Here is a 24,288-nt window from a genome sequence, read left to right as displayed (position 1 = left end):
CTACTATGGCAGGCACTGCATCAGAATACATCGTGCACCATCTGCAGAACTTGACGTATGGCAAGTTGCCCGCAGGGTACGAGCGTGCAGACGGCACCGTGTTGAACGAATCCACCTGGACCATGGCGCACAACGGTCAGGAAGCCTCCGACATGGGCTTCTGGGCGCTGCATGTGGATTCCCTGGGCTGGGCCGTTTTCCTGGGTGTTGTCTTTCTGGTGATCTTCCGCATGGCGGCCAAGCGGGCGACCTCAGGTCAGCCCAGCGGCCTGCAGAACTTCGTCGAAGTGATGGTCGATTTCGTCGACACGAGCGTCAAAGAGACCTTCCACGGCCGCAACAAGGTGATCGCGCCGCTGTCGCTGACCATCTTCTGCTGGGTCTTCCTGATGAACCTGATGGACCTGGTGCCGGTGGACTTCCTGCCCCAGCTGTTCCATGCCGCCGGCGTCGAATACATGAAGGTGGTACCGACCACCGACGTCAACGTGACCCTGGGCATGTCCCTGTCGGTGTTCGCGCTGATCATTTTCTACAGCCTCAAGGTCAAGGGCCTGGGGGGCTTCCTGGGTGAGCTGACCCTGCATCCGTTCAGCTCCGACAACTTTTTCCTGAAGGTCCTGCTGATCCCGGTCAACCTGCTGCTGGAAGGCGTCAGCCTGCTGGCCAAGCCGGTTTCCCTGGCACTGCGTCTGTTCGGTAACCTCTACGCGGGCGAGCTGATCTTCATCCTGATTGCACTGCTGCCGTTCTGGGCACAGTGGGCGCTGTCCGTGCCCTGGGCCATTTTCCACATCCTGATTATCACGCTGCAGGCCTTCATCTTCATGATGCTGACCATCGTGTACCTGAGCATGGCGCACGAAGATAATCACTAAAACGCTTTAAACCGAAAACCCATAACTTGAAACCTACTAACTGAAAACTGGGAGTTATCATGGAAACTGTAGTTGGAATGACCGCGATTGCCGTTGCTCTGCTGATCGGCCTGGGTGCCCTGGGTACTGCGATTGGCTTCGGTATCCTGGGTGGCAAGTTCCTGGAAGGCGCCGCGCGTCAGCCGGAAATGACCCCGATGCTGCAGGTCAAGATGTTCATCGTTGCCGGCCTGCTGGACGCCGTCACCATGATCGGTGTTGGTATCGCGCTGTTCTTCACCTTCGCCAACCCGTTCGTCGCTCAGGTCGGTTAATGAATCGCCTCGCAAGAGGCGATTTCCGATTTTGAACGAGCTCTATACGACAGGCGAGAGGTGAAGACGTGAACATTAATTTGACGCTGATCGGTCAAGCAATCGCGTTCTTTATCTTTGTCGTCTTCTGCATGAAGTACGTCTGGCCGCCGATTATGGCCGCCATGCAGGAGCGTCAAAAGAAAATTGCCGATGGTTTGGCTGCCTCAGAGCGCGCCTCACGTGACCTGGAACTGGCTCAGGAAAAAGCTGCCCAGGAACTGCGTGAAGCCAAAGAGCAGGCCGCTGCGCTCATTGATCAGGCCAACAAGCGCGCCAACAGCATTGTGGATGCTGCCAAGGATGACGCTCGCAAAGAAGGCGAGCGCCTCGTTGAGCAGGCCCGCTCGGAAATCGAGCAGGAACGCAATCAGGCCCGCGAAGCCCTGCGTGCAGAAATCGCGGCCATCGCGATTGCCGGCGCAGAAAAGATCCTGGAGACCTCTGTCGACGCTGACAAGCACAGCGAAATGCTGAACAAGCTCGCAGCGGAACTCTAAAAGAGGTTCATCATGGCAGAACTGACAACGCTAGCCCGGCCTTATGCGAAAGCCGCGTTCCAGGCCGCTCAGGACCAGAATCAACTGGCCGAGTGGGCGGAATCGCTGGCTTTTGCTGCACAGGTCGCGTCTGACAGTGACGTGCGTCAGCTTCTGGGTAATCCGAATGTGCCCGAAGCGAGCAAAGCTGAGTTTCTGATCGACCTCTACGACGGCTCAGTTTCCGAGCAGTTCAGGAATTTTGTATCCCTCCTGTCCGAAAAGCGGCGCCTGGCGCTGCTGCCGGAAATTGCCGAGCTTTACGACACCTACCGTGCCGAGATCGACCGCACCGTGGATGTCGAGGTGAGCGCGCCGTATGAGATGACAGATGAGCAGAAGCAGACGCTCAGCCAGGCACTGTCAAAGAAACTGGATCGCAAAGTGAGCCTTTCCAGCAAGGTCGAGCCCGCCCTGATCGGGGGAGTGCTGATCCGCGCCGGCGATATGGTTATCGACGCCTCTGTACGCGGAAAGATCGCGCAGCTGACCGACGCTCTGGGCTCCTGATTTCTGCACAAGGTTTGAGGATAAAGGCATGCAGCAACTGAATCCATCCGAGATCAGTGACATCATCAAGAAGAGGATCGAGAAGCTCGATATCTCTTCCGAAGCACGTAACGAAGGTACCATCCTGTCGGTTTCCGACGGCATCGTGCGTGTCCACGGTCTGGCCGACGTCATGTACGGCGAGATGATTGAATTCGACAACGGCATCTTCGGCATGGCGCTCAACCTTGAGCGTGATTCCGTCGGCGCGGTTGTCCTGGGTGATTACGAAGGTCTGGAAGAAGGCGGCAAGGTCCGCTGTACCGGTCGTATCCTGGAAGTCCCCGTGGGTAACGAGCTGCTCGGTCGCGTCGTCGACGCACTGGGTAACCCGATTGACGGCAAGGGCGAACTGGGCACCGACAAGACCGCTCCGATCGAGAAAGTGGCGCCGGGCGTTATCGCCCGTCAGTCCGTTGACCAGCCGGTCCAGACCGGTCTGAAAGCCATCGACACCATGGTGCCGATCGGTCGTGGCCAGCGTGAGCTGATCATCGGTGACCGTCAGATCGGTAAGACCGCCGTCGCCATCGACGCGATCATCAACCAGAAAGACAGCGGCATCAAGTGTATCTACGTTGCCGTCGGCCAGAAGCAGTCTTCCATTGCCGCCGTTGTGCGCAAGCTGGAAGAACACGACGCCATGGACCACACCATTGTTGTGGCCGCCGGTGCCGCTGATCCGGCCGCCATGCAGTTCCTGGCCCCGTACGCCGGTACCTCCATGGGTGAATACTTCCGCGACCGCGGCGAAGACGCCCTGATCGTGTTCGACGACCTGTCCAAGCAGGCCGTGGCGTATCGCCAGATCTCCCTGCTGCTGCGTCGTCCGCCGGGCCGTGAAGCCTACCCGGGTGACGTGTTCTACCTGCACTCACGTCTGCTGGAGCGCGCTTCCCGCGTGAACGCGGAATACGTCGAGCAGCTGACCAACGGCGAAGTGAAAGGCCAGACCGGTTCCCTGACGGCGCTGCCGATCATCGAGACCCAGGCGGGTGACGTATCGGCGTTCGTACCGACCAACGTCATCTCCATCACCGACGGTCAGATCTTCCTGGAAACCAACCTGTTCAACTCCGGCATCCGTCCGGCGATGAACGCGGGTATCTCGGTTTCCCGGGTCGGTGGTTCCGCCCAGACCAAGATCATGAAGAAGCTGGGTGGCGGTATCCGTCTGGCCCTGGCCCAGTACCGCGAACTGGCGGCTTTCGCCCAGTTTGCGTCGGACCTGGACGAGGCGACCCGCAAGCAGCTTGAGCATGGTCAGCGGGTAACCGAACTCATGAAGCAGAACCAGTACAGCCCGATGTCCGTGGCTGAAATGGGTACGGTTCTGTATGCAGCGAACGAAGGTTTCCTCGACGACGTTGATGTCAACAAGGTGGTTGCATTCGAAGCCGCCCTGCTGGACTGGATGCGCAGCGAACAGGCTGAGCTCCTGGCCAAGATCAACGAGAAGGGCGATTACAACGACGAGATCGCCTCAGGCCTGAAAGCTGCAATCGAGAAATTCAAGACCACTCAGACCTGGTAAGACGCCGGCCCGCCCCAAGGCGGGCCCAGTCAGTTCAGGCTCGAGTGTCTAACTTGAAAAGGCAGTGAGTTATGGCCGTCGGAAAAGAAATACGTAACCAGATCTCCAGCATCAAGAGCACGCAGAAGATCACCTCCGCCATGGAAATGGTGGCGGCGTCCAAGATGCGCAAGGCTCAGGAACGCATGCAGGCCACGCGCCCGTATGCGGACAAGATGCGGCAGGTCATCGGGCACATCGCACGCGCGAATGCCCAGTATGTGCATCCGTTCATGGTCGAACGCGACGTCAAGCGCGTCGGCTATATCGTGGTGTCCTCAGACCGGGGCCTCTGTGGTGGTTTGAACATCAACCTGTTCAAGACCCTGGTCCGGGATATGCGGCAATGGAAGGAAAAGGGCGTGGACGCCGATCTCTGTGCCATCGGCCAGAAAGGCGCCTCCTTTTTCCGCAACTACGGCGGCAACGTCATCGCAGCACTGACCCAACTGGGGGACACCCCGGGTGCCGACCAGCTGATCGGTAACGTCAAGGTCATGCTCGATGCCTTCGCCGAAGGCAAGATCGATCGTTTGTACCTGGTGTCGAACGAGTTCGAGAACACCATGACGCAGACGCCGAAGGTTGATCAGCTGCTGCCGTTGCCGGCGACTGAAGACACTGATGAAGACGTCAAAAAGAACCAGTGGGATTACATCTACGAGCCAGATGCCCGGCCGATTCTCGATGGTCTTCTGACACGTTATATCGAATCTCAGGTTTATCAGGGTGTGATGGAGAACCTTGCCTGTGAACAGGCGGCGCGGATGATTGCGATGAAGAGCGCCACCGACAACGCGGGCAACATCATCGACGACCTGCAGCTGGCCTATAACAAGGCCCGCCAGGCAGCGATCACCCAGGAGATTTCGGAAATCGTGAGTGGTGCAGCATCGGTCTGATGACCTCACGACCCAACTGGTTTTTGTGACTTTAAGATAACGAGGAACCGAGCATGAGTAGCGGACACATCGTTCAGATCATTGGCGCGGTTATCGACGTGGAATTCCCGCGTGACTCCGTACCCAAAGTATATGACGCGCTGCTGCTTGAAGGTGGCGAAACAACCCTGGAAGTCCAGCAGCAGCTGGGCGACGGTATTGTTCGTACCATCGCCATGGGCAGCACTGAAGGCCTCAAGCGTGGCCTGAAGGCAGAAAACACTGGCAAGGCCATTTCCGTTCCGGTCGGCACCCCGACCCTGGGCCGGATCATGGACGTGCTGGGCCGTCCCATCGACGAAGCCGGCGACATCGGCGAAGAAGAGCGTTGGGAGATTCACCGCAAGGCGCCGGGCTACGCCGACCAGGCCGCTTCCGCCGACCTGTTGGAAACCGGCATCAAGGTCATCGACCTGATCTGCCCGTTCGCCAAGGGTGGTAAGGTTGGCCTCTTCGGGGGTGCGGGTGTTGGTAAGACCGTCAACATGATGGAGCTGATCAACAACATCGCCAAAGAGCACTCCGGCCTGTCCGTATTCGCCGGTGTCGGTGAGCGTACCCGTGAGGGTAACGACTTCTACTACGAAATGAAGGAGTCCAACGTTCTCGACAAGGTGGCGATGGTTTACGGCCAGATGAACGAGCCCCCCGGGAACCGTCTGCGTGTAGCCCTGACCGGCCTGACCATGGCGGAAAAATTCCGTGATGAAGGCCGTGACGTCCTGCTGTTCGTCGACAACATCTACCGTTACACCCTGGCGGGTACCGAAGTATCGGCCCTGCTGGGTCGTATGCCGTCCGCGGTAGGTTACCAGCCGACCCTGGCCGAAGAGATGGGCCAGCTGCAGGAGCGGATCACCTCCACCAAGACCGGCTCCATCACGTCAGTCCAGGCGGTCTACGTACCGGCGGATGACTTGACCGACCCGTCGCCGGCCACCACCTTCTCGCACCTGGATGCGACCGTGGTACTGAGCCGTGACATCGCCTCCAAGGGTATCTACCCGGCGATCGACCCGCTGGATTCCACCTCCCGTCAGCTGGATCCGCTGGTCATCGGTCACGAGCACTACGACGTGGCCCGTGGCGTGCAGACCGTTCTGCAGCGCTTCAAGGAGCTCAAGGACATCATCGCGATCCTGGGTATGGACGAACTGTCAGAAGAAGACAAACTGACCGTCGCCCGCGCCCGTAAGATCGAGCGTTTCCTGTCCCAGCCGTTCCACGTGGCTGAAGTCTTCACCGGCGCACCGGGTAAATACGTGCCGCTGAAGGAGACCATCAGCAGCTTCAAGGGTATCCTGGACGGTGACTATGACGACATGCCTGAGCAGGCGTTCTACATGGTCGGTACAATTGAAGAAGCCGTTGAGAAAGCGAAGGAAATGAAGGCCAAAGAAAGCTGAGGCCCGATTTCCTAGGAGCCTCTGATTAAGTCTATTGGCGATTCTGCAAGCCTTGTGAGCCTTTCTGGCAAGGCGCGAATCGCCAACAATGGTGGTTCCATTGGCAAGATGAGCAACGCAGACCAGAAAGGCTCACAAGGCTTGCCCGTAAGGGGCTCGCCCTGAAAGCCGGACTCTGCGTTGCGCCTTTTTGAAAGGCAACCAGCCTTCCTGCAAAGCCGCGCCTTGATTCCGGCTTTCAGGGCGAGCCAGAATCACCAATAGACCTGATCAGAGGCTCCCTACTGATCAAAGAGGCTAAGAAATGGCTATGACCATACATTGCGATGTCGTCAGTGCTGAACAGAAAATCTTCTCCGGACTGGTCGAGATGCTGATCGCGGCCGGTTCCGAAGGGGACCTGGGTATTGCACCGGGACACACGCCGCTGCTGACGGCCCTGAAACCGGGGCCGGTTCGCGTGATCAAGCAGGGCGGTGAGGAGGAAATCCTCTACGTGTCCGGGGGCTACCTGGAAGTTCAGTCCAACCTGGTGACCCTTCTGGCGGACACCGCTGAGCGCGCCAAGGACGTGGATGAAGCCGCGGCCCAGGAAGCCCAGCGTGAAGCCGAGAAGGCACTGGCGAACAAGACCAGTGAGTTTGAGTACAGCCGGGCGGCTGCCGAACTGGCAGAAGCCGTGGCCAAGCTGAGAACCATCCAGCAGCTGCGCAAGAGCCGCTAAACAGCGCTCCCGCTGTACTGTAAACTCGAAAGCCGCCTTCCGCTGTAACGGCGCCTCCGGGCCTGTTGCGACGGAACGCGGCTTTTTTCATAACGGCCCGGGCCGATTTTCCCCGGCTCCAGCACAGTGGGTCGAACGCACGGATCATTGATGATGCAAGGAACCGACATTCCATGACATCCCCCCTCCACGTCGTCATTCTCGCCGCGGGTGAAGGCTCGCGCATGAAATCCAGCCTGCCCAAGGTCCTCCATCCGGTGGCCGGCAAACCCATGCTGCATCACGTCATCGATACGGCCCGCTCCCTGGACGCCGCCGGCATCCACGTGGTGATCGGTCACGGCGCGGACAAGGTGCGGGCGTCGATCAGCGACGACAACCTGCACTGGGCGCTGCAGGAACAGCAGCTGGGGACTGGTCATGCCGTGGCCCAGGCGCTGCCGGACGTGCCCGAGGACGCCCGGGTGCTGGTCCTGTACGGCGACGTGCCGCTGATTCGCAGCGAAACCCTGAGCCACCTGGCCGGCCAGGTGAGTGAGACGGCGCTGGGGCTGCTGACCGTGGAACTGCCGGATCCCGACGGCTACGGCCGCATCGTGCGGGACGACGGGGGCAATGTGCAGGCGATCGTCGAGCAGAAAGACGCCAGCGACGACCAGAAGCGCATCCGTGAAGTGAACACCGGTATCCTCGGCGTTCACGCCCGCCACCTCAAGGACTGGCTGCCCCAGCTGTCGAACAGCAACGCCCAGGGCGAGTATTATCTGACCGACGTGATCGCCATGGCGGCGAGTCGCGATGTGGCGGTGAAAGTGGCCCATCCGCAAACCGCGTTCGAAGTGCAGGGCGTCAACAACCGCATCCAGCTGGCGGAGCTGGAGCGCTGGCACCAGGCGGAGGAAGCCCGTCGCCTGATGATCGAAGGCGCGACGCTGCTGGATCCGGCGCGGGTGGACGTGCGCGGCCGGCTTGAGGTCGGGCGCGACGTCGTCATCGACGTTAACGCCGTGTTCGAAGGCGACGTGACCCTTGCCGACGGCGTCGAGATCGGTCCCAACTGCCTGCTGCGCAACGCCCGTCTGGGCCCCGGCACCAGAGTCGAGGCTAACAGCGTGATCGACGGCGCCATCGTCGGCGCCGGTGCCCAGATCGGACCGTTTGCCCGCCTGCGTCCCGGCACGGAGCTGGCTGATCGCACCAAGGTGGGTAACTTCGTCGAAACCAAGAAAGCCGTGGTCGGCGAAGGCTCCAAGATCAATCATCTCAGCTATGTGGGCGATGCCACCCTGGGGCGGGACGTCAACGTGGGTGCGGGGACCATCACCTGCAACTATGATGGGGTGAACAAGCACCAGACCCGCATCGGCGATGGCGTGTTCGTAGGGTCCAATACCGCGCTGGTGGCGCCGGTCAGCATTGCCGACAACGCCACCGTTGGCGCCGGTTCGACCATCACCCGCAACATCGAGGCGGACGAACTGGCGGTGGCCCGGGGCCGGCAGCGCAACATCCAGAACTGGTCACGCCCGGAAAAGTCGTAATCCGTAACAGCAGCAACATCAGGTACAGGACAGTCACATGTGTGGAATCGTAGGCGCCATATCCGAGCGGGATGTTCCCGCCATTCTCCTGGAAGGGCTCAAGCGCCTGGAATACCGGGGCTACGACTCGGCCGGCATGGCCGTGCTCAATCCGGACGGCGAGCTGCAGCGGGAGCGGGAAGTGGGCAAGGTCAGCGCCCTGGCCGAGGTTCTGGACAAGGCCCATCACCGCGGTGTGATCGGCATCGCCCACACCCGCTGGGCCACCCACGGTGAGCCGTCCCAGCGCAACGCCCACCCGCACATGTCCGGCGAGCGCCTGGCGGTGGTCCACAACGGCATCGTTGAGAACTACCAGGCCCTGCGCGAGCGTCTGAAAGGCGAAGGCTTCGAGTTCAGCTCCCAGACCGACACCGAGGTGGTCGCCCACCTGATCGAATCCTGGTTCCGCAAGCAGGGCGATTTCATCAGCGCGGTGAAAGCCGCCATCGCCGAGCTGGAAGGCGCCTTTGCCCTGGCCGTGCTGCACGCCGACGAGCCCGAACACCTGATCGTTGCCCGCCAGGGCAGCCCGCTGGTGATCGGCGTTGGCATCGGCGAGAACTTCATCGCCTCCGACCAGCTGGCGCTGCTGCCGGTCACCGACCGTTTCATGTTCCTGGAAGAAGGCGACATCGCCGAGATCCGCAAGGACCGGGTGCAGGTCTGGGACGCCGACGACAAGCCGGTGGAGCGCCCGGTCAGCCGTTTCGAGCACAGTCTGGAAGCCGCCGACAAGGGCGAGTACCGGCACTTCATGCTCAAGGAAATCTACGAGCAGCCCAAGGTCATCCAGGCCACCATGGAAGGCCGTCTGACCGAGACCAAAGTGCTGGAACAGGCCCTGGGCACCAGCGCCGGTGATCTGTTGGCCGATGTGCGCCACGTGCAGATCATCGCCTGCGGCACCAGCTACCACGCCGGCATGGTGGCGCGCTACTGGATCGAAGAGCTGGCCGGTATTCCCTGTTCCGTCGAAGTGGCGTCGGAATTCCGCTACCGCAAGCACGTGGTCCAGCCCGACACCCTGTTCCTGACCATCTCCCAGTCCGGCGAAACCGCCGACACCCTGGCGGCCCTGCGCCAGGCCAAGAAAGCCGGCTTCCGCGCCGCCCTGGCGGTGTGCAACGTGCCGGGCAGCTCGCTGGTGCGCGAATCCGACCTGGTGATCATGACCCAGGCCGGCCCGGAAATCGGCGTGGCCTCCACCAAGGCCTTCACCACCCAGCTCACCGCGCTGCTGATCTTCACCCTGGCGCTGGCCCGTCACAACGGCCTGGACGCCGAGCAGGAGGCCGACATCGTGCGCGCCCTGCGCGATGTGCCGCGTCAGACCGAGCAGGTCCTGGCCCTGGACGGCCGCATCGCCGACCTGAGCCGGGCCTTCATGGACAAGAACCACAGCCTGTTCCTGGGCCGTGGCGCCATGTTCCCGGTGGCGTTGGAAGGTGCCCTCAAGCTCAAGGAAATCTCCTACATCCACGCCGAGGCCTACCCGGCCGGTGAACTCAAGCACGGTCCGCTGGCGCTGGTGGACAGCGAAATGCCGGTGGTCACGGTGGCCCCGAACAACGCGCTGATGGAAAAGCTCAAGTCCAACCTGGAGGAAGTCCGGGCCCGGGGCGGCGAGCTGTTCGTCTTCGCCGACAACGGTGCCGGCCTGGAAGAGGAAGAGGCGGTGCACGTGCTGTCGATCCCGGAGGTGCATCCGATTACCGCGCCCATCGTCTACACCCTGCCACTGCAGCTGCTGTCCTACCACGTGGCGGTGCTCAAGGGCACCGACGTCGACCAGCCCCGCAACCTGGCCAAGAGTGTGACGGTGGAGTAGCGGCGGGTTGATCGCCACGTAACCCGATCCAGCCATCGAGCATAAGTGTTTTCCGAAATAGCTGTCCTTGCTACTATGCGATGAAGGGTGTCCCGCGAGGGACCCTCGTCGCAGCGGGAGAGACTGGTTCAATCCAGCGCCGAAGGAGCAACGACCCCGGAAACTCTCAGGCAAACGGACCGCTGTTACGATCACTTTCCGAAGAGCTGCCGACGCCCCCAATACAGGGCGTGCGGCACACCGAAGGAGCAAGCGGTCTCCGCCCGCGGAGAATTCGTGAATCTCTCAGGTTCCATGACGGAAGGGGTGCTTTCGCCGGAAACGGCGCAGGGAAACCCATTCGACCTGGAGATCTGCATGAAACGCATTGCAGTCATCGGTGGTGGCATTACCGGCATTACCACCGCATACAGTCTGGCCAAGCGCGGCTACGACGTGTCCGTTTTCGAGAAGAACCGTTACGCGGCGATGGAAACGTCCTTTGCCAACGGCGGCCAGCTCTCGGCCTCCAACGCCGAGGTCTGGAACAACTGGCAGACCATCATCAAGGGCCTGAAGTGGATGATGCGCGCCGACGCACCGCTGCTGGTCAACCCCAAGCCCTCCTGGCACAAGCTGAGCTGGTTCGCCGAGTTCATGGGCGCCATTCCCCAGTACGCCGACAACACCACCGAAACCGCCCGCCTGGCCATCACCGCGCGCGACTACCTGTTCCAGTGGGCGCGCGACGAAGGCATCGACTTCGATCTCAAAAAGAAGGGCATCCTGCACATCTATCGCGACAAGGCCGGCTTCGACCACGCCGCGAACGTATCAAAGCTGCTGGCGGCCGGTGGCCTGGAGCGGCGCGCGGTCACGCCGGAGGAGATGCGCTCCATCGAGCCCACCCTGGCGGGGACCTACTACGGCGGTTTCTTCACCGAGAGCGACGCCACTGGCGATATCCACAAGTTCACCTTCGGCCTGGCCCGGGCGGCGGAGCGGTTGGGGATGTCCCCGTTCTACGAGCACGACGTGAAAGATGTGGGCGCCAGCGACAGCCATGCCTGGGTCGTGGCGGACAACGGCGAAGGCGAGCGGCGTCATACGTTTGATGGCATCGTGATTTGCGCGGGCACCGGCAGCCGGGCGCTGGCGGCCAAGCTGGGTGATCGCGTGAACGTCTACCCGGTAAAAGGCTACTCCATCACCGTGCAACTGGACGACGAGCGGTCACGGGCCTCTGCGCCGGAAGTGAGCCTGCTGGACGACGAGACCAAGATCGTGACCAGCCGTCTGGGGGACGACCGTTTCCGGGTGGCGGGCACCGCCGAATTCAACGGTTTCAACCGGGACATCCGCGCCGACCGCATCCGCCCGCTGACCGATTGGGTGGAACAGTGTTTCCCCGGCGTGAGCACACGTCGTGTGGTGCCCTGGGCGGGCCTGCGACCGATGCTGCCCAACATGATGCCCAAGGTGGGGTCAGGGCACCTGCCGACGGTGTTCTACAACACCGGCCATGGCCATCTCGGCTGGACCCTGTCCGCGGCCACGGCCGAGCTACTGGCCGACGCGGTGGAAGGTGCGAACGCGGCCGAATCGGTCAGCGTGTCGCACTGATCCGACGTCTGTCGATCCTCGGGGCGGGGCGAGACCGCTCCGCCGTACTTCCGGTATCCCCGTCAGGAGGAGGCCGTCGCCGATGCGGGTCGACCGCGCGGACGACGCGGGATCGGCTGGCGTTCGTTGCGGGCCTGATTGCGCAGTTTGCGCCAGGCCTGGCACAGGGTGGTGGACGATCCTGCCATCTGGGTCACGGATTCACTCATGGGGCTGCTCCACTGATATCTTCCCACTGGTGAGTCTCTGAAAAGTCCAGACCCTGCCGACCGCACTGTTGGCGGAGTCGCCGCAGCTTGGGCTTTTCAGAAGCTCCCTAGCAGATTGGTCCAGCTCGCCGCAAAAGGCAAATGAAAATTATTATCATTTGATGAGCGGTGCAATGTTTTACCTATCAGCGCTGGCCTCCAGCCAGGAGAGGTCCGTCCGGGCTTCTGCCTTGGTGCCGAAGGGATACGTCTTTAGGCCTCTATTCCCGGCCTGATATGCCATTCATTTGGCCTGTTTGCTAAGATGCCGGACATTTTTCAGACAGGCCGTGCGGGCGATCCTCGCCGCAGCCGGCTGCAGCGAATCAATCGGCCAAGGCTGTCCATCCATGCCAAAGACACTGTTCGGCGGTTTTTCCGCCAATTTCCTGGGCAATGCGCCCAACTGGTACAAGCAGACCATCCTCTTTTTCCTGGTCGCCAACCCGTTGCTCATGCTGTCCGTGGGGCCGGTGGCGACCGGCTGGTGCCTGGTGGCGGAATTCATCTTCACCCTGGCCATGGCCCTCAAGTGCTATCCGCTGCAGCCGGGCGGCCTGCTGGCGGTGGAAGCCCTGCTGATCGGTCTGACGGATTCCGACTCGGTCTATCTGGAAGTGCTGCACAACCTGCCGGTGATCATGCTGCTGATGTTCATGGTGGCGGGGATCTATTTCATGAAGGACCTGCTGCTGGTGACCTTCACCCAGATCCTGGTGGGGGTGCGGTCGAAGACCAAGCTGGCGTTGCTGTTCTCGCTGATGGCGGCGCTGCTCTCGGCGTTCCTCGATGCCCTCACCGTCACCGCCGTGATCATCAGCGTCGCGGTTGGCTTTTACTCGGTCTACCACCGGGTGGCCTCAGGCAAGGGCTATCATCACGACGACCACGATGCCCAGAGCGACCACGAGGTCGTCGAACTGCACCGGGAAGACCTGGCGCAGTTCCGCGCCTTCCTGCGCAGCCTGTTGATGCACGGCGCGGTGGGTACGGCGCTGGGCGGTGTGGCGACCATGGTGGGCGAACCCCAGAACCTGCTGATTGCCAAGGAAGTGGGCTGGGATTTCGTCGCTTTCTTCGAACGTATGGCGCCGGTTAGCCTGCCTGTGCTGGCGGCGGGCCTGCTGACCTGCCTGCTTCTGGAAAAGACCGGCCGCTTTGGTTACGGCGCACGGTTACCCAAACCGGTACGCCGGGTGCTGGAGGAGTTTGCCGATGACCAGCGCCGCAAGCGCACCCCTGCCGACCGGGCGGCACTCTGCGTCCAGGCGCTGGCGGCCGTGGTTCTGGTGCTGGGGCTGGCGCTGCACGTGGCGGAAGTGGGGCTGATCGGGTTGCTGGTGATCGTGCTGATCACGGCGTTTACCGGCATCACCGATGAACACCAGATTGGCAAGGCGTTTCAGGAGGCCCTGCCGTTTACCGCGCTGCTGGTGGTGTTCTTCGCGGTTGTCGCGGTGATCCACGAGCAGCACCTGTTCTCGCCCGTGATAGACTATGTGCTTTCGCTACCCGATGCCCAGCAGCCGGGCATGTTCTTCGTGGCGAACGGGTTGCTGTCGATGATCAGCGACAACGTGTTCGTGGCCACCGTGTACATCGGCGAAATCAAGCAGGCCCTGGAGTCAGGCGCGATCTCCCAGGCGCATTTCGAACAGCTGGCGGTGGCCATCAATACCGGCACCAACCTGCCCAGCGTGGCCACGCCCAACGGGCAGGCGGCCTTTCTGTTCCTGCTGACCTCCGCCATCGCACCGCTGGTGCGGCTGTCCTACGGCCGCATGGTGATGATGGCCTTCCCCTACACGCTGGTGATGGGGAGCGTCGGGCTGTTGTGTGTCATCTACCTGACGTAATCGACTGGCACAACCAATGCTTCAAACAGACACGGTGCGCAGGCGCCGTGTCTGTTTTCGTATGACATCCCCCAAAGGTTTTTGGCATGTTGAATTCCATTAAGAAAAACTGGTTCTCCAACACGCGTGCGGACGTGCTGTCCGGCATCGTGGTGGCGCTGGCGCTGATTCCCGAGGCCATCGCGTTCTCGATCATTGCCGGCGTGGACCCGCGTGTGGGCCTCTACGCCTCGTTCTGCATCGCGGTGGTGATTGCCTTCGCCGGCGGTCGGCCGGGCATGATTTCCGCGGCCACCGGCGCCATGGCGCTGCTGATGGTGACCCTGGTCAAGGAGCACGGACTGCAGTATTTAATGGCGGCGACGTTGCTGACCGGTGTGTTCCAGATAATCGCCGGCTACATCCGGCTGGGTTCGCTGATGCGCTTTGTGTCGCGCTCGGTGGTGACCGGCTTCGTTAATGCCCTGGCGATCCTGATCTTCATGGCGCAGCTGCCGGAGCTGACCAACGTCACCTGGCACGTCTACGCCCTGACCGCCGCGGGTCTGGGCATCATCTACCTGTTCCCGCTGATACCGAAAGTGGGCAAGGTGCTGCCGTCGCCGCTGATCTGCATCATCTCCCTGACCATCGTCTCCATCCTGCTGGGGCTGGACGTGCGCACCGTTGGCGACATGGGCGACCTGCCCGACACCCTGCCGGTGTTCCTGTGGCCGGACGTGCCGATGAACCTCGAGACCCTGTGGATCATCCTGCCGTACTCGCTGCCACTGGCCGCGGTGGGCCTGCTGGAATCGCTGATGACCGCCACCATCGTCGACGACCTGACCGACACGCCCAGTGACCGCAACCGCGAGTGCAAGGGCCAGGGCCTGGCCAACATCGGTTCCGGCCTGCTGGGCGGCATGGCCGGTTGCGCGATGATCGGCCAGACGGTGATCAACGTGAAATCCGGCGGCCGCACCCGGCTGTCCACCCTGGTGGCCGGCTGCTTCCTGCTGTTCATGGTGCTGGTGCTGCAGGACTGGCTGGTGCAGATCCCCATGGCGGCCCTGGTGGCGGTGATGATCATGGTGTCGATCGGGACGTTCAGCTGGGATTCGGTGCGCAATCTGCGCCACTACCCGCTGTCCACCAACCTGGTGATGCTGGTCACCGTGTGTGTGGTGGTGGCCACCCACAACCTGGCGCTGGGCGTGCTGGCCGGCGTGTTGCTGGCGGCGCTGTTCTTTGCCAACAAGATCGGGCACTTCATGGCGGTCACGTCCGAGCTGGATGGCGCAGGCCGTCGCCGCGTCTACACCGTGGTGGGGCAGGTGTTCTTCAGTTCCACCGAGAAGTTCCTGGCCTCGTTCGACTTCAAGGAAGGCGTGGATAACGTGGTCATCGACCTGAGCCGGGCCCATTTCTGGGACATCACCGCCGTCGGCGCGCTGGACAAGGCGGTCATCAAGTTTCGCCGGGAAGGCGCCGATGTGGAAGTGATCGGCCTGAACGAGGCCAGCGCCACCATCGTCGACCGCTTCGGCGTGCACGACAAACCCGGTGCCGTCGACGATCTGATGGGCCACTGATGACGTGGCCCCGTCATTCGGGGCAAACTGGTCGAAACTGCTTTGATCGAACAAGAAAGCCGGACCCACAAGCGAAAGGAATACTGACATGTCCGACGTCGTCGCCTGTATCGATGGTTCCCGTGCCACCACCGCGGTGTGCGATTACGCCGCCTGGGCCAGCCAGCGCCTGGATGCGCCCGTCACCCTGTTTCACGTGCTGGATCAGGAGCGCTACCCGACCGAGCCGGACCTGGCGGGCAGCATCGGGCTGGGCAGTCGCGAGCACCTGCTCGAGGAGCTGGCGGACCTGGACCAGCGTCGCAGCAAGCTGGCCCTGGAGCAGGGGCGCCACATGCTGGATGCGGCGGAGTCGCGGATCCGCGAGGACGGCGTCAGCGAGGTCCGCCAGCGCCAGCGCCATGGCGACCTGGCGGAAAGCCTGCTCGACATCGAAGACGAAACCCGCCTGCTGGTGATGGGGCTGCACGGGGAGAGCAGCACCGATCGCGATGTTCACATCGGCAGCCAGCTGGAAACCGTGATCCGTACCCTGCACCGGCCCATGCTGTTGGTGCCGGATGAGTATCGCGAGCCGCGCAGCGCCATGCTCGCCTTCGACGCCAGCGAGACCATGCAGAAAGGCGTGGATCTGCTGGCCAACAGCCCGATCTTCCGCAAGGTTCCGCTGCATCTGGTGATGGTTGGCGACGAGACCGATGAACGCCGTGCGGCCCTGGACGCCGCCGCGCAGAAGCTGGAAGCGGCCGGTTGCTCGGTGGAGGTGGCGGTGCGGGCTGGAGACGTGGAAAAAACCCTGCACGCCTACCAGGAAGAGCAGGGCATCGACCTGATGGTGATGGGCGCCTACGGCCATTCCCGCATCCGTCAGTTCCTGGTGGGCAGCACCACCACCAGCATGCTCAAGACCAGCGAAACGCCGCTGATCATCCTTCGATAGTAAGTGCTTGCTTGCGCCGTTGGCTTCTCATGCCGGCGTCTATCCTGTCAGCGTGAGAGCCGGATGTCCCCGTAGTAGGCGGTGGCGGCCGAGCCGGTATTGTCGCCGTCCGTCATCACGGCAATGCCGGTTATGCGCGGCGGATCCTCGCCGAAGGCGGCGCGGTAGTCCGCCACCAGATCCCGGCTCTCCTCCATCCACTGTCCCGCATGGTCCGATCCGCTCTGCACCGCGATCATTCGTGTTTCCTCACTGAACGGGTTGGGCACGGATTCGCCCCGGGGCAGGCGGTTGGCCCAGATGTAGTTGAGCGCGCTGCCGGGCAGGGCGTCGCCGTGAACCAGCTCCACCGCTTTGCGTTTGGCCCGCTCGAAAAACCCCGCCTTGTCCGGTTCGAAGGCAAACGCCACGTAGATCCGGGCGGGATAGTCGTCACCGTCCTTGCGGCGTGCGTCCCCCTTTGCGTAAACGCCGTCCACTTTCCAGCGCCAGTGCAGCACCAGCTTTTCACCGGGCTCGATGTCGACCCGGTGAATCAGTCCCGAGGCGCCGCCGTCGGTGTCCGCGCGCAGCACTTGGGTACCCTGGTCGTCGACCAGTCGGTAGCGGGTGTGGGTATCGATATCGGGGAAGGTCAGCGGGGTCCAGCCGTCGTCCAGGGTCTGCAGGGTGGAGAAGGGCGTCAGCGACTCGGCGGTGGCCGGAACGCTCTGCAGCGCCAGCGCCGCCACCAGTAGGGATGTGGCCATTCGTATCAACATTGGCTTGTTCCTGTCAGGCTTCATCTATATAGTGCTCTTATCCTTGGTTAGACACCAGATCTAGTGGTTTATCGTTAACCAGCGCACTGCCAACCGGGAGTCGTAAGGCGCTCCCGGCTGCACAGCGCCGTTATCCACAACCTCTGGTGTCCGGGAATCCGGTGAGAATCCGGAACTGACGCGCAGCGGTATTGGGGCACGAGCGTGACACGATGACACTGGCATCTGCTGGGAAGTCGTTACGCGAGGCGAACCGGAACGGTTCAGACCCCTGAGTCCGAAGACCTGCCAGGGAGGTGTGGCCCCACCAATGGGACCACGCGACTGCACCTTCGCGACTCAGGGTGAGCAGCAAACGGCAATCCGACTCCACACCCCCGTGGAGGCCTGCCGTCCTGCGTACGCGAAGGTAAGACTTTTGACAACGCGTACCCAGGAGAACCGTCATGTCCAGCGCTGCAGCAGCCCCAACCGATGCCCAGGAACAGACCCTGGCCCTCCGAGTCATCAAGCGAAACGGCCAGTTGGTCGATTTCGATGCCAGCAAGATCAGTGTCGCCATCACCAAGGCGTTCCTCGCCGTGGAAGGCGAGAAAGCCGCCGGTTCTGCCCGTATCCACGACAGCGTCCGCCGCGTCAGCCGTCAGGTCATCCAGGCCCTGAGCCGGCGCCTGCAGGCTGGCGGCACCGTGCACATCGAAGACATTCAGGATCAGGTGGAACTGGCCCTGATGCGGGCCGAGGAACAGAAGGTGGCCCGGGCCTACGTGCTGTACCGCGAAGCCCACGCCCAGGAACGTGCCACCCAGGCGCCGGTGGAAGCCCATCCCACCCTGACGGTCTCCCTGGCCAACGGCCAGACCGTGCCGCTGGACGTGGGCCTGATGAAACATCAGGTGGAGCAGGCCTGCGCCGGACTGGACGCGGTGGACGCCGAAAGCGTGGTGGAAGACGCCGTGCGCAACCTCTACGACGGCATTCCCGAGAAAGACGTGCTCAACGCCCTGGTCATGACCGCCCGCGGGCGCATCGAGCAGGAGCCGGACTACAGTGCCGTCACCGCCCGCCTGCTGCTGGAACAGCTGCGTCTGGAGGCCGGTCAGGCCCTGTCCCTGCCGCTCGATCAGACCCTGGCCGAGGTTTATCCACAGGCGCTGTCCAGTTTCATCGGTTTCGGGATCGAGCGTGAGCTGCTGGACCCGGCCCTGGGCGAGTTCGACCTGGAGCGCCTGGGCGCTGAAATCAAACCCGAGCGCGACCGGCAGTTCGGCTTCCTCGGCCTGCAGACCCTGTACGACCGCTACTTCGTCCATTTCGAGGACCAGCGCCTGGAGCTGCCGCAGGTCTTCTTCATGCGTGTCGCCATGGGCCTGGCTTTGCGCGAGGACGACCGCAACGCCCGCGCCATCGAGTTCTACGATCTGCTGTCGTCGTTCGACTACATGGCTTCCACGCCGACGCTGTTCAACAGTGGCACCCGGCACTCGCAGCTGTCCTCCTGCTACCTGACCACTGTGTCCGACGACCTGGAAGGCATCTACGGCGCCATCAAGGACAACGCGCTGCTGTCCAAGTGGGCCGGCGGCCTGGGCAACGACTGGACGCCGGTGCGTTCGCTGGGCTCCCACATCAAGGGCACCAACGGCCGCAGCCAGGGCGTCGTGCCGTTCCTGAAAGTGGTCAACGACACCGCCGTGGCGGTCAACCAGGGCGGCAAGCGCAAGGGCGCGGTCTGCGCTTACCTGGAAAGCTGGCACCTGGACATCGAGGAGTTCCTGGAACTGCGCAAGAACACCGGCGACGAGCGTCGCCGCACCCACGACATGAACACCGCCAACTGGGTGCCGGACCTGCTGATCGAGCGCATGCGCGCCGATGCCGACTGGACGCTGTTCTCGCCGAGCGACGTGGGCGACCTGCACGACCTTTACGGCAACGAATTCCGCACCCGCTATGAAGAATACGAGGCGATGGCCGAGCGCGGCGAGATCAAGCTATCCAAGAAGATTTCCGCCAAGCAGCTCTGGCGCAAGATGCTGACTGTGCTGTTCGAGACCGGTCACCCCTGGATCACCTTCAAGGATCCCTGCAACCTGCGTTCGCCGCAGCAGCACAGGGGCGTGGTCCACTCCTCCAACCTGTGCACCGAGATCACCCTGAACACCAGCGCCGACGAGATCGCCGTGTGCAACCTGGGCTCGATCAACCTGGCGGCCCACATCGACAACGGCGAGCTGGACGTGCTGCGCCTGGAGAAGACCGTTAACACGGCGGTTCGGATGCTCGACAACGTCATCGACATCAACTTCTACGCCGTGCCTCAGGCGCGCCAATCCAACCTGCGCCACCGTCCGGTGGGCATGGGCATCATGGGCTTTCAGGACGCGCTTTACCGCCTGGGCCACGCCTACGCCAGTCCGGAAGCGGTGGAATTCGCCGACCTGGCCATGGAGCAGATCAGCTACTTCGCCCTGCGGACCTCCGCCCTGCTGGCGAAGGAGCGTGGCGCCTATGAAAGCTACGAGGGCTCGCTCTGGTCGCAGGGCATCCTGCCCATCGATTCGTTGAACAACCTCAAGGAAGCGCGTCGCGAGGGCGACCTGAGCGTCAACACCGAGACGCGCCTGGACTGGGAGCCGGTGCGCAAACTGATCGCCGAGCATGGCATCCGCAACTCCAACGTCATGGCCATCGCGCCGACCGCGACCATCTCCAACATCGTCGGCGTTAGCCAGTCCATCGAACCGGCGTACCAGAACCTGTTCGTCAAATCGAACCTGTCCGGCGAGTTCACGGTGATCAATCCTTCGCTGGTGGCGGACCTGAAAGCCGAAGGGCTATGGGACAACGTGATGGTCAACGACCTGAAGTATTACGACGGATCGGTACAACAGATCGACCGCATTCCGCAGGCGATCAAGGCCCGCTACGCCACCGCCTTCGAGATGGACGCCCGCTGGCTGGTGGAAGCCGCCGCGCGCCGCCAGAAATGGCTGGACCAGGCCCAGAGCCTGAACCTGTACATGGCCGAGCCGTCCGGTCGCAAGCTGGACGAACTCTATCAACTGGCGTGGGAACGCGGTCTGAAGACCACCTACTACCTGCGCTCGCTGGGCGCGACCGGCGCAGAGAAAAGTACGCCGGTGGCCGCCCCGGCGCCGAAGGTGTGCACCATCGACGAGCCGGATTGCGAGGCCTGTCAGTAGCGGGCTGCTAGAAGGGGGACGGATTTAAATCCGTCCCCTAAACCATGGGCACCTTGCGGCGCCTCAGAAGCTGAAGCGTCTGCTACATACTCGAGTTCGATGAAAAATGTAGCCGATGCTTCAGCTTCGGAGCAGCCCACAGGGCTGCCCATGTCCCGCACCGAACTCACGGATTTCCAAAGAGGAACAACCATGCTGGACTGGGACGACGAACCCAAGACGCAAAAACAATCCCGAACTCCGGGCGAAGGCCCGGCGCCGGTCAACGTCGACGATAAGCGCGTGATCAATGGCGAGACCGACATCAACCAGCTCGCCCCGTTCAAGTATCCCTGGGCCTGGGAATACTTCATGAACGCCAACAAGAACCACTGGACGCCCCTGGACGTGAATATGTCCCAGGACATCCACGACTACCACCATCGCCTCAACGACGCCGAAAAGCACGTCTACGAGAACGTGCTGGCCTACCTGACCACGGCGGACATACTGGCCATGCGCAATATCGGCCTGGCGGTGATGGAAAAGATGAGCGCGCCGGAACTGCAGATCTACCAGGCCCGCCAGGTCTACGAGGAATCCATGCACACCTGGGCCTACCAGCACTGCATCGAAACCCTGAACCTGGACCAGAGCGAGATCTACAACCGCTACCGCGTGGTGCCGGAAATCAACCGCAAGATCCAGCTGGCCAACCGCCGCCTGGACGCCGCCATGCGACCGGACATGAACCTGCGCAACCCGGACGACCTGCACGAGTTCGTCATGTCCTACCTGTTCTTTGCGGCGGTTTTCGAGGGGGCCTGGTTCTACAACGGCTTCAGCCCGATCTTTGCCCTCCAGCGCCGGGGCCTGATGCGTGGCACCGGCGAGCAGCTGCAGTACATCCTGCGGGACGAGGCGATGCACTTCTCGTTCGGGCTCAAGGTGGTCAACCAGATCTTCGAGGAAGAGAACATCACCCTCGACCCGAAGGCCCTGCGCGAGATGTGGGACGAGGCCGAAGCCGCCGAGAACGACTACGCCAACTACATCCTGCGCGACCCGATCCTGGGCTACTCGGCGGAATACCACCGCGAGCAGTTCCGCTTCATCGCCAATCGCCGCGCTCGCACCGTGGGGCTGGAAGAGCCGTTCCCCGGGGCGAAGAACGTCTCGCCCTGGCTGGATGAGCAGGCGACGATGCGCAAGGAGAAGAACTTCTTCGAGACCCGTGTGATCGAGTACCAGACCGGCGCGCAGCTGGAGTGGTAACCGTCGCGCCATCGGGGCGTCCATTCCCTTCCCGGTGAGTCATCGGGACGACGGGGAGTGGACCCCCGGCCCCACGTGGAAACCGGATCGCCGCCACAACAGGGCGATCCACAGGGCGTGCAGGTTTAACAGCAGTGCCAGCCACCATTCGAAGGCGTCCTCGAAGCGTTCGTGGGTCTCGGGCGCGACGGCGTCCATGATGAGCGAGGCGATGCCCAGCGCCAGGGTGAGCTGGCACAGCCGCAGCAAGCGCCGGCCTGTCGCGGCCCAGTCGGGCAGAGTTAGCAGGCGCGCCGTCACCAGCAGCTGCGCGATGAAAGTGAACGACAGGTAGGTGATCACCCCGATCCGGCGCACCAGCCAGTACCCGTCGCCGGTATGCCCCAGCGCCAGGGTATAGGCCACCAGCGCCAGCCCGCCGATCAGACCCAGCCAGAACAGCCCGCGCAGGCCTTTGGCGGAAGCGCCCAGCGAACGCAGCCAGACGCCGTTGAGCCACCAGTAGGTCATGCCCACCACCGCCGCCGGCAGCATGCCGCCCTTGAACAGGAAATAGGCCAGCCCCTTGTGGCCCGTGCGGCTGATGCTGTGGCAGTCCAGCCCGTAGGGCAGGCACCCGTGGATGTAGCCTTCCAGCGTGGCCACCGGCCAGGTGGTGTGCATGGTCACAAAGGGGAGCAGGGCCGCCACGAGGGCCAGCCACCAGAGCGGAATGTCGTGGTGTCGAAGGGATGGATCGGTCATGGCGGCACCGGTCACCGTGTCCTGCGTCCAGTATAGAAAGCTTTGCCTGCCAAGCGCAGCCTGATTACTCTGGAAGCCTGCCATCGCGCCAGGGAGGGGCAACCGATGCAATCGGGACATGAACAACGCGGCCGCACACGCCGGCGCTGGTGCCTATTGGGCCTGCTCTGGCCTTTCGCACTGAGCGCTCAGGAAAGTGACACCCTGCAGACCGGGCGTGAGCTGACCGAACGGTTCTACGCCGGCCAGACCGACGCGCTTTGGGATCGCTTCAATCCGGCCATGCGCGAAGCGCTGGGGAGCCTCCAGCAGTTCGCGGACTTCCAGCAGCAGGTCGCCGGGCAGTTGGGCGACGAGCAGGCCGTCCTGTCCGAGAACGTGGCGCCGGCCGCCCGGTACCAGGTGTATCTGCGCCAGGCCACGTTTGAGCAGGGACCCGGTCCCATCGTGATCCAGTGGACCGTGACCGACGCCGACCAGGTGGCGGGTTTCTTTATCCAGCCGGCGCAGGCCGCCCCGAGCCCTTATACCGATTACCAGACCCATGCCCGGCTGCGTTTGCCGTTCCGCGGAGACTGGTTCGTCTACTGGGGCGGCCGCGACGTGGCCTCCAACTACCACGCCCGCGCCCGGGACCAGCGCTACGCCTACGATTTCCTGCGCCTGGAGGACGGGCGGTCCTACCGCGGCGAGGGAACGCGCAACAGCGACTACTACTGCTTCGACGAGCCCATTCTGGCGCCGGCGCCCGGCACCGTGCTGGCGGTGGAGAACGAGCTGCCGGACAACGCGCCGGGCGCCATGGACCCACTCCGGCCGCTAGGCAATCACGTCATTCTCGATCTGGGGCAGGGGGAATACGCGTTCTTCGCCCATTTTCGCCAGGGCAGCGTAGCCGTCGAAACGGGCGATCAGGTGGCGACCGGTGACACGCTGGGGGCGTGTGGCAACAGCGGCAATTCCAGCGAACCCCACCTGCATTTCCACCTGCAGGATTCGCCCCAACCGTTCGGCGGCGATGGCCTGCCCGCGGCGTTCATGGATTACCGGGTGGATGGCGAAACGGTCGAGCGGGGTGAGCCGGTGCGCGGCGAACGCATCCGGCCGCTGGCGAAGTGACTCAGCCGCGTTCGCCGAGGCGCGCCAGCTTGTGGGCGAGGGACTTCTTCACCGTCGGCCACTCGCTTTCCAGGATCGAGAACACCACCGTGTCCCGGTAGGCGCCGTCCGGTTCGATGTGATGGTTGCGCAGCACCCCGTCCTGCTTGGCGCCCAGCCGGGCGATGGCCTGGCGCGAGGCGTGGTTGTGCCAGTGGGTGCGGAACTCCACGGCAATGGCGTGGAGCGTTTCGAAGGCGTGGGTCAGCAGCGCCTGCTTGCACTCGGTGTTGACGCGGGTCTTCTGGAAGCGCCGGGCGTACCAGGTGTAGCCGATTTCCAGGCGGCGATGGGCGGCTTCGACGTGACAGTAGCGGGTGCTGCCGATGACGTCGCCGGAGGACTTATCCACAACCACGAAAGGCAGTGACTCGCCTGCCGCCTTCTGCGTCAGGGCACGCTCGATGTAGCCGTCGACCGTGTCGGCCGAGGGCACGCCGGTGAACCAGAGTTCCCACAGGCGGCCATCGGACGCCGCTTCGAGCAGCGCGTCGCGGTCGCGGACCGACAGCGGTCGCAGGATGACACTGGGGGTTTCGAGCTCGACGTCCTGAATCCATTGCTGCATGCT

General features: G+C 62.8%; 21 protein-coding genes and 2 riboswitches. Of the genes, 17 read left to right on the top strand and 4 right to left on the bottom strand.

The genetic code is table 11. The features are described 5' to 3' along the window. Window positions 1–5 precede the first annotated feature (5 nt). From atpB to GQB00_RS16625, 11 genes are all read left to right on the top strand, one after another. Window positions 6–878 (top strand): F0F1 ATP synthase subunit A, encoded by an 873-nt coding sequence (atpB, locus tag GQB00_RS16675; RefSeq protein WP_111498385.1) that lies wholly within the window; start codon window positions 6–8, stop codon window positions 876–878. Between the two features lie 59 nt (window positions 879–937). Continuing rightward, window positions 938–1,192, top strand: a complete 255-nt coding sequence (gene atpE / locus GQB00_RS16670; protein WP_004579640.1) for a F0F1 ATP synthase subunit C — start codon at window positions 938–940, stop codon at window positions 1,190–1,192. Window positions 1,193–1,260: 68 nt separating this feature from the next. Next, the gene (locus GQB00_RS16665; RefSeq protein ID WP_111498384.1) at window positions 1,261–1,731 is read left to right on the top strand and encodes a F0F1 ATP synthase subunit B; all 471 of its coding nucleotides are present in this window, start codon (window positions 1,261–1,263) and stop codon (window positions 1,729–1,731) included. 12 nt (window positions 1,732–1,743) lie between these two features. Next, the gene (locus tag GQB00_RS16660; RefSeq protein WP_111498383.1) at window positions 1,744–2,280 is read left to right on the top strand and encodes a F0F1 ATP synthase subunit delta; all 537 of its coding nucleotides are present in this window, start codon (window positions 1,744–1,746) and stop codon (window positions 2,278–2,280) included. Window positions 2,281–2,308: 28 nt separating this feature from the next. Then, entirely contained in the window at window positions 2,309–3,853 is a 1,545-nt protein-coding gene (atpA, locus tag GQB00_RS16655; protein WP_111498382.1) for a F0F1 ATP synthase subunit alpha, read from the top strand. Between the two features lie 71 nt (window positions 3,854–3,924). After that, window positions 3,925–4,794 carry a F0F1 ATP synthase subunit gamma gene (atpG, locus tag GQB00_RS16650; protein WP_111498381.1) on the top strand — a complete coding sequence of 290 codons (870 nt, stop codon included), beginning with the start codon at window positions 3,925–3,927 and terminating at the stop codon, window positions 4,792–4,794. A gap of 53 nt (window positions 4,795–4,847) precedes the next feature. Then, on the top strand, window positions 4,848–6,239 hold the full coding sequence (gene atpD, locus GQB00_RS16645; RefSeq protein WP_111498380.1) for a F0F1 ATP synthase subunit beta: 1,392 nt from the start codon (window positions 4,848–4,850) through the stop codon (window positions 6,237–6,239). 304 nt (window positions 6,240–6,543) lie between these two features. Then, window positions 6,544–6,963 (top strand): F0F1 ATP synthase subunit epsilon, encoded by a 420-nt coding sequence (locus tag GQB00_RS16640; RefSeq protein WP_111498379.1) that lies wholly within the window; start codon window positions 6,544–6,546, stop codon window positions 6,961–6,963. Between the two features lie 173 nt (window positions 6,964–7,136). Next, window positions 7,137–8,504 (top strand): bifunctional UDP-N-acetylglucosamine diphosphorylase/glucosamine-1-phosphate N-acetyltransferase GlmU, encoded by a 1,368-nt coding sequence (gene glmU, locus GQB00_RS16635; RefSeq protein WP_165857162.1) that lies wholly within the window; start codon window positions 7,137–7,139, stop codon window positions 8,502–8,504. A gap of 37 nt (window positions 8,505–8,541) precedes the next feature. Continuing rightward, window positions 8,542–10,374, top strand: a complete 1,833-nt coding sequence (gene glmS / locus GQB00_RS16630; RefSeq protein WP_165857161.1) for a glutamine--fructose-6-phosphate transaminase (isomerizing) — start codon at window positions 8,542–8,544, stop codon at window positions 10,372–10,374. 104 nt (window positions 10,375–10,478) lie between these two features. Beyond that, a riboswitch (glycine riboswitch) is annotated at window positions 10,479–10,566 on the top strand. A 165-nt stretch (window positions 10,567–10,731) separates the two neighbouring features. Then, the gene (locus GQB00_RS16625; protein WP_165857160.1) at window positions 10,732–11,976 is read left to right on the top strand and encodes a D-amino acid dehydrogenase; all 1,245 of its coding nucleotides are present in this window, start codon (window positions 10,732–10,734) and stop codon (window positions 11,974–11,976) included. A 62-nt stretch (window positions 11,977–12,038) separates the two neighbouring features. On the opposite strand, the gene GQB00_RS16620 is transcribed toward GQB00_RS16625, so the two are convergent. Continuing rightward, a complete protein-coding gene (locus GQB00_RS16620) occupies window positions 12,039–12,185 on the bottom strand; it encodes a hypothetical protein (RefSeq protein ID WP_162628894.1) in 147 nt (48 codons plus the stop codon). 389 nt (window positions 12,186–12,574) lie between these two features. Here GQB00_RS16620 and nhaB point away from each other — a divergent pair, with 389 nt between their 5' ends. The 3 genes from nhaB (at window position 12,575) to GQB00_RS16605 (ending at window position 16,594) form a co-directional block, all read left to right on the top strand. Continuing rightward, a complete protein-coding gene (gene nhaB, locus GQB00_RS16615) occupies window positions 12,575–14,080 on the top strand; it encodes a sodium/proton antiporter NhaB (protein ID WP_165857159.1) in 1,506 nt (501 codons plus the stop codon). An 86-nt stretch (window positions 14,081–14,166) separates the two neighbouring features. Further along, entirely contained in the window at window positions 14,167–15,654 is a 1,488-nt protein-coding gene (locus GQB00_RS16610; RefSeq protein WP_165857158.1) for a SulP family inorganic anion transporter, read from the top strand. An 88-nt stretch (window positions 15,655–15,742) separates the two neighbouring features. Continuing rightward, window positions 15,743–16,594, top strand: coding sequence for a universal stress protein (locus GQB00_RS16605; protein ID WP_165857157.1), 852 nt, complete (start codon window positions 15,743–15,745; stop codon window positions 16,592–16,594). 47 nt (window positions 16,595–16,641) lie between these two features. On the opposite strand, the gene GQB00_RS16600 is transcribed toward GQB00_RS16605, so the two are convergent. Beyond that, window positions 16,642–17,355, bottom strand: coding sequence for a DUF3047 domain-containing protein (locus GQB00_RS16600; protein WP_165857156.1), 714 nt, complete (start codon window positions 17,353–17,355; stop codon window positions 16,642–16,644). A 127-nt stretch (window positions 17,356–17,482) separates the two neighbouring features. Further along, window positions 17,483–17,663, top strand: a riboswitch (cobalamin riboswitch). A 138-nt stretch (window positions 17,664–17,801) separates the two neighbouring features. On the opposite strand from GQB00_RS16600, the gene GQB00_RS16595 reads away from it, so the two are divergent. Further along, window positions 17,802–20,561 carry a ribonucleoside-diphosphate reductase subunit alpha gene (locus GQB00_RS16595; protein ID WP_165857155.1) on the top strand — a complete coding sequence of 920 codons (2,760 nt, stop codon included), beginning with the start codon at window positions 17,802–17,804 and terminating at the stop codon, window positions 20,559–20,561. 192 nt (window positions 20,562–20,753) lie between these two features. Continuing rightward, window positions 20,754–21,815: a ribonucleotide-diphosphate reductase subunit beta gene (locus GQB00_RS16590; RefSeq protein WP_165857154.1), complete on the top strand. Its 1,062-nt coding sequence runs from the start codon at window positions 20,754–20,756 to the stop codon at window positions 21,813–21,815. A gap of 39 nt (window positions 21,816–21,854) precedes the next feature. On the opposite strand, the gene GQB00_RS16585 is transcribed toward GQB00_RS16590, so the two are convergent. Next, entirely contained in the window at window positions 21,855–22,559 is a 705-nt protein-coding gene (locus GQB00_RS16585) for a hypothetical protein (RefSeq protein WP_111498370.1), read from the bottom strand. A 105-nt stretch (window positions 22,560–22,664) separates the two neighbouring features. On the opposite strand from GQB00_RS16585, the gene GQB00_RS16580 reads away from it, so the two are divergent. After that, the gene (locus GQB00_RS16580; RefSeq protein ID WP_165857153.1) at window positions 22,665–23,678 is read left to right on the top strand and encodes a M23 family metallopeptidase; all 1,014 of its coding nucleotides are present in this window, start codon (window positions 22,665–22,667) and stop codon (window positions 23,676–23,678) included. Between the two features lies 1 nt (window position 23,679). On the opposite strand, the gene GQB00_RS16575 is transcribed toward GQB00_RS16580, so the two are convergent. Then, window positions 23,680–24,285, bottom strand: a complete 606-nt coding sequence (locus GQB00_RS16575) for a GNAT family N-acetyltransferase (protein ID WP_111498368.1) — start codon at window positions 24,283–24,285, stop codon at window positions 23,680–23,682. Between the last annotated feature and the right edge of the window lie 3 nt (window positions 24,286–24,288).

It is taken from the genome of Marinobacter sp. JSM 1782161 (assembly GCF_011421605.1).
Taxonomy (GTDB): domain Bacteria; phylum Pseudomonadota; class Gammaproteobacteria; order Pseudomonadales; family Oleiphilaceae; genus Marinobacter_A; species Marinobacter_A bohaiensis.
This window is presented reverse-complemented; position numbering and strand designations above follow the sequence as displayed.

What these genes read in the sequence shown, in the direction of transcription:
- nhaB (WP_165857159.1), top strand. Translation starts at nt 12,575, where the DNA reads ATGCCAAAGACACTGTTCGGCGGTTTTTCCGCCAATTTCCTGGGCAAT.
- GQB00_RS16575 (WP_111498368.1), bottom strand. Translation starts at nt 24,285, where the DNA reads ATGCAGCAATGGATTCAGGACGTCGAGCTCGAAACCCCCAGTGTCATC.
- glmU (WP_165857162.1), top strand. Translation starts at nt 7,137, where the DNA reads ATGACATCCCCCCTCCACGTCGTCATTCTCGCCGCGGGTGAAGGCTCG.
- atpE (WP_004579640.1), top strand. Translation starts at nt 938, where the DNA reads ATGGAAACTGTAGTTGGAATGACCGCGATTGCCGTTGCTCTGCTGATC.
- GQB00_RS16595 (WP_165857155.1), top strand. Translation starts at nt 17,802, where the DNA reads ATGTCCAGCGCTGCAGCAGCCCCAACCGATGCCCAGGAACAGACCCTG.
- GQB00_RS16585 (WP_111498370.1), bottom strand. Translation starts at nt 22,559, where the DNA reads ATGACCGATCCATCCCTTCGACACCACGACATTCCGCTCTGGTGGCTG.
- GQB00_RS16590 (WP_165857154.1), top strand. Translation starts at nt 20,754, where the DNA reads ATGCTGGACTGGGACGACGAACCCAAGACGCAAAAACAATCCCGAACT.
- atpD (WP_111498380.1), top strand. Translation starts at nt 4,848, where the DNA reads ATGAGTAGCGGACACATCGTTCAGATCATTGGCGCGGTTATCGACGTG.
- glmS (WP_165857161.1), top strand. Translation starts at nt 8,542, where the DNA reads ATGTGTGGAATCGTAGGCGCCATATCCGAGCGGGATGTTCCCGCCATT.
- GQB00_RS16640 (WP_111498379.1), top strand. Translation starts at nt 6,544, where the DNA reads ATGGCTATGACCATACATTGCGATGTCGTCAGTGCTGAACAGAAAATC.
- GQB00_RS16605 (WP_165857157.1), top strand. Translation starts at nt 15,743, where the DNA reads ATGTCCGACGTCGTCGCCTGTATCGATGGTTCCCGTGCCACCACCGCG.
- GQB00_RS16625 (WP_165857160.1), top strand. Translation starts at nt 10,732, where the DNA reads ATGAAACGCATTGCAGTCATCGGTGGTGGCATTACCGGCATTACCACC.
- atpB (WP_111498385.1), top strand. Translation starts at nt 6, where the DNA reads ATGGCAGGCACTGCATCAGAATACATCGTGCACCATCTGCAGAACTTG.
- GQB00_RS16600 (WP_165857156.1), bottom strand. Translation starts at nt 17,355, where the DNA reads ATGTTGATACGAATGGCCACATCCCTACTGGTGGCGGCGCTGGCGCTG.
- GQB00_RS16620 (WP_162628894.1), bottom strand. Translation starts at nt 12,185, where the DNA reads ATGAGTGAATCCGTGACCCAGATGGCAGGATCGTCCACCACCCTGTGC.
- atpA (WP_111498382.1), top strand. Translation starts at nt 2,309, where the DNA reads ATGCAGCAACTGAATCCATCCGAGATCAGTGACATCATCAAGAAGAGG.
- GQB00_RS16580 (WP_165857153.1), top strand. Translation starts at nt 22,665, where the DNA reads ATGCAATCGGGACATGAACAACGCGGCCGCACACGCCGGCGCTGGTGC.
- atpG (WP_111498381.1), top strand. Translation starts at nt 3,925, where the DNA reads ATGGCCGTCGGAAAAGAAATACGTAACCAGATCTCCAGCATCAAGAGC.
- GQB00_RS16610 (WP_165857158.1), top strand. Translation starts at nt 14,167, where the DNA reads ATGTTGAATTCCATTAAGAAAAACTGGTTCTCCAACACGCGTGCGGAC.
- GQB00_RS16660 (WP_111498383.1), top strand. Translation starts at nt 1,744, where the DNA reads ATGGCAGAACTGACAACGCTAGCCCGGCCTTATGCGAAAGCCGCGTTC.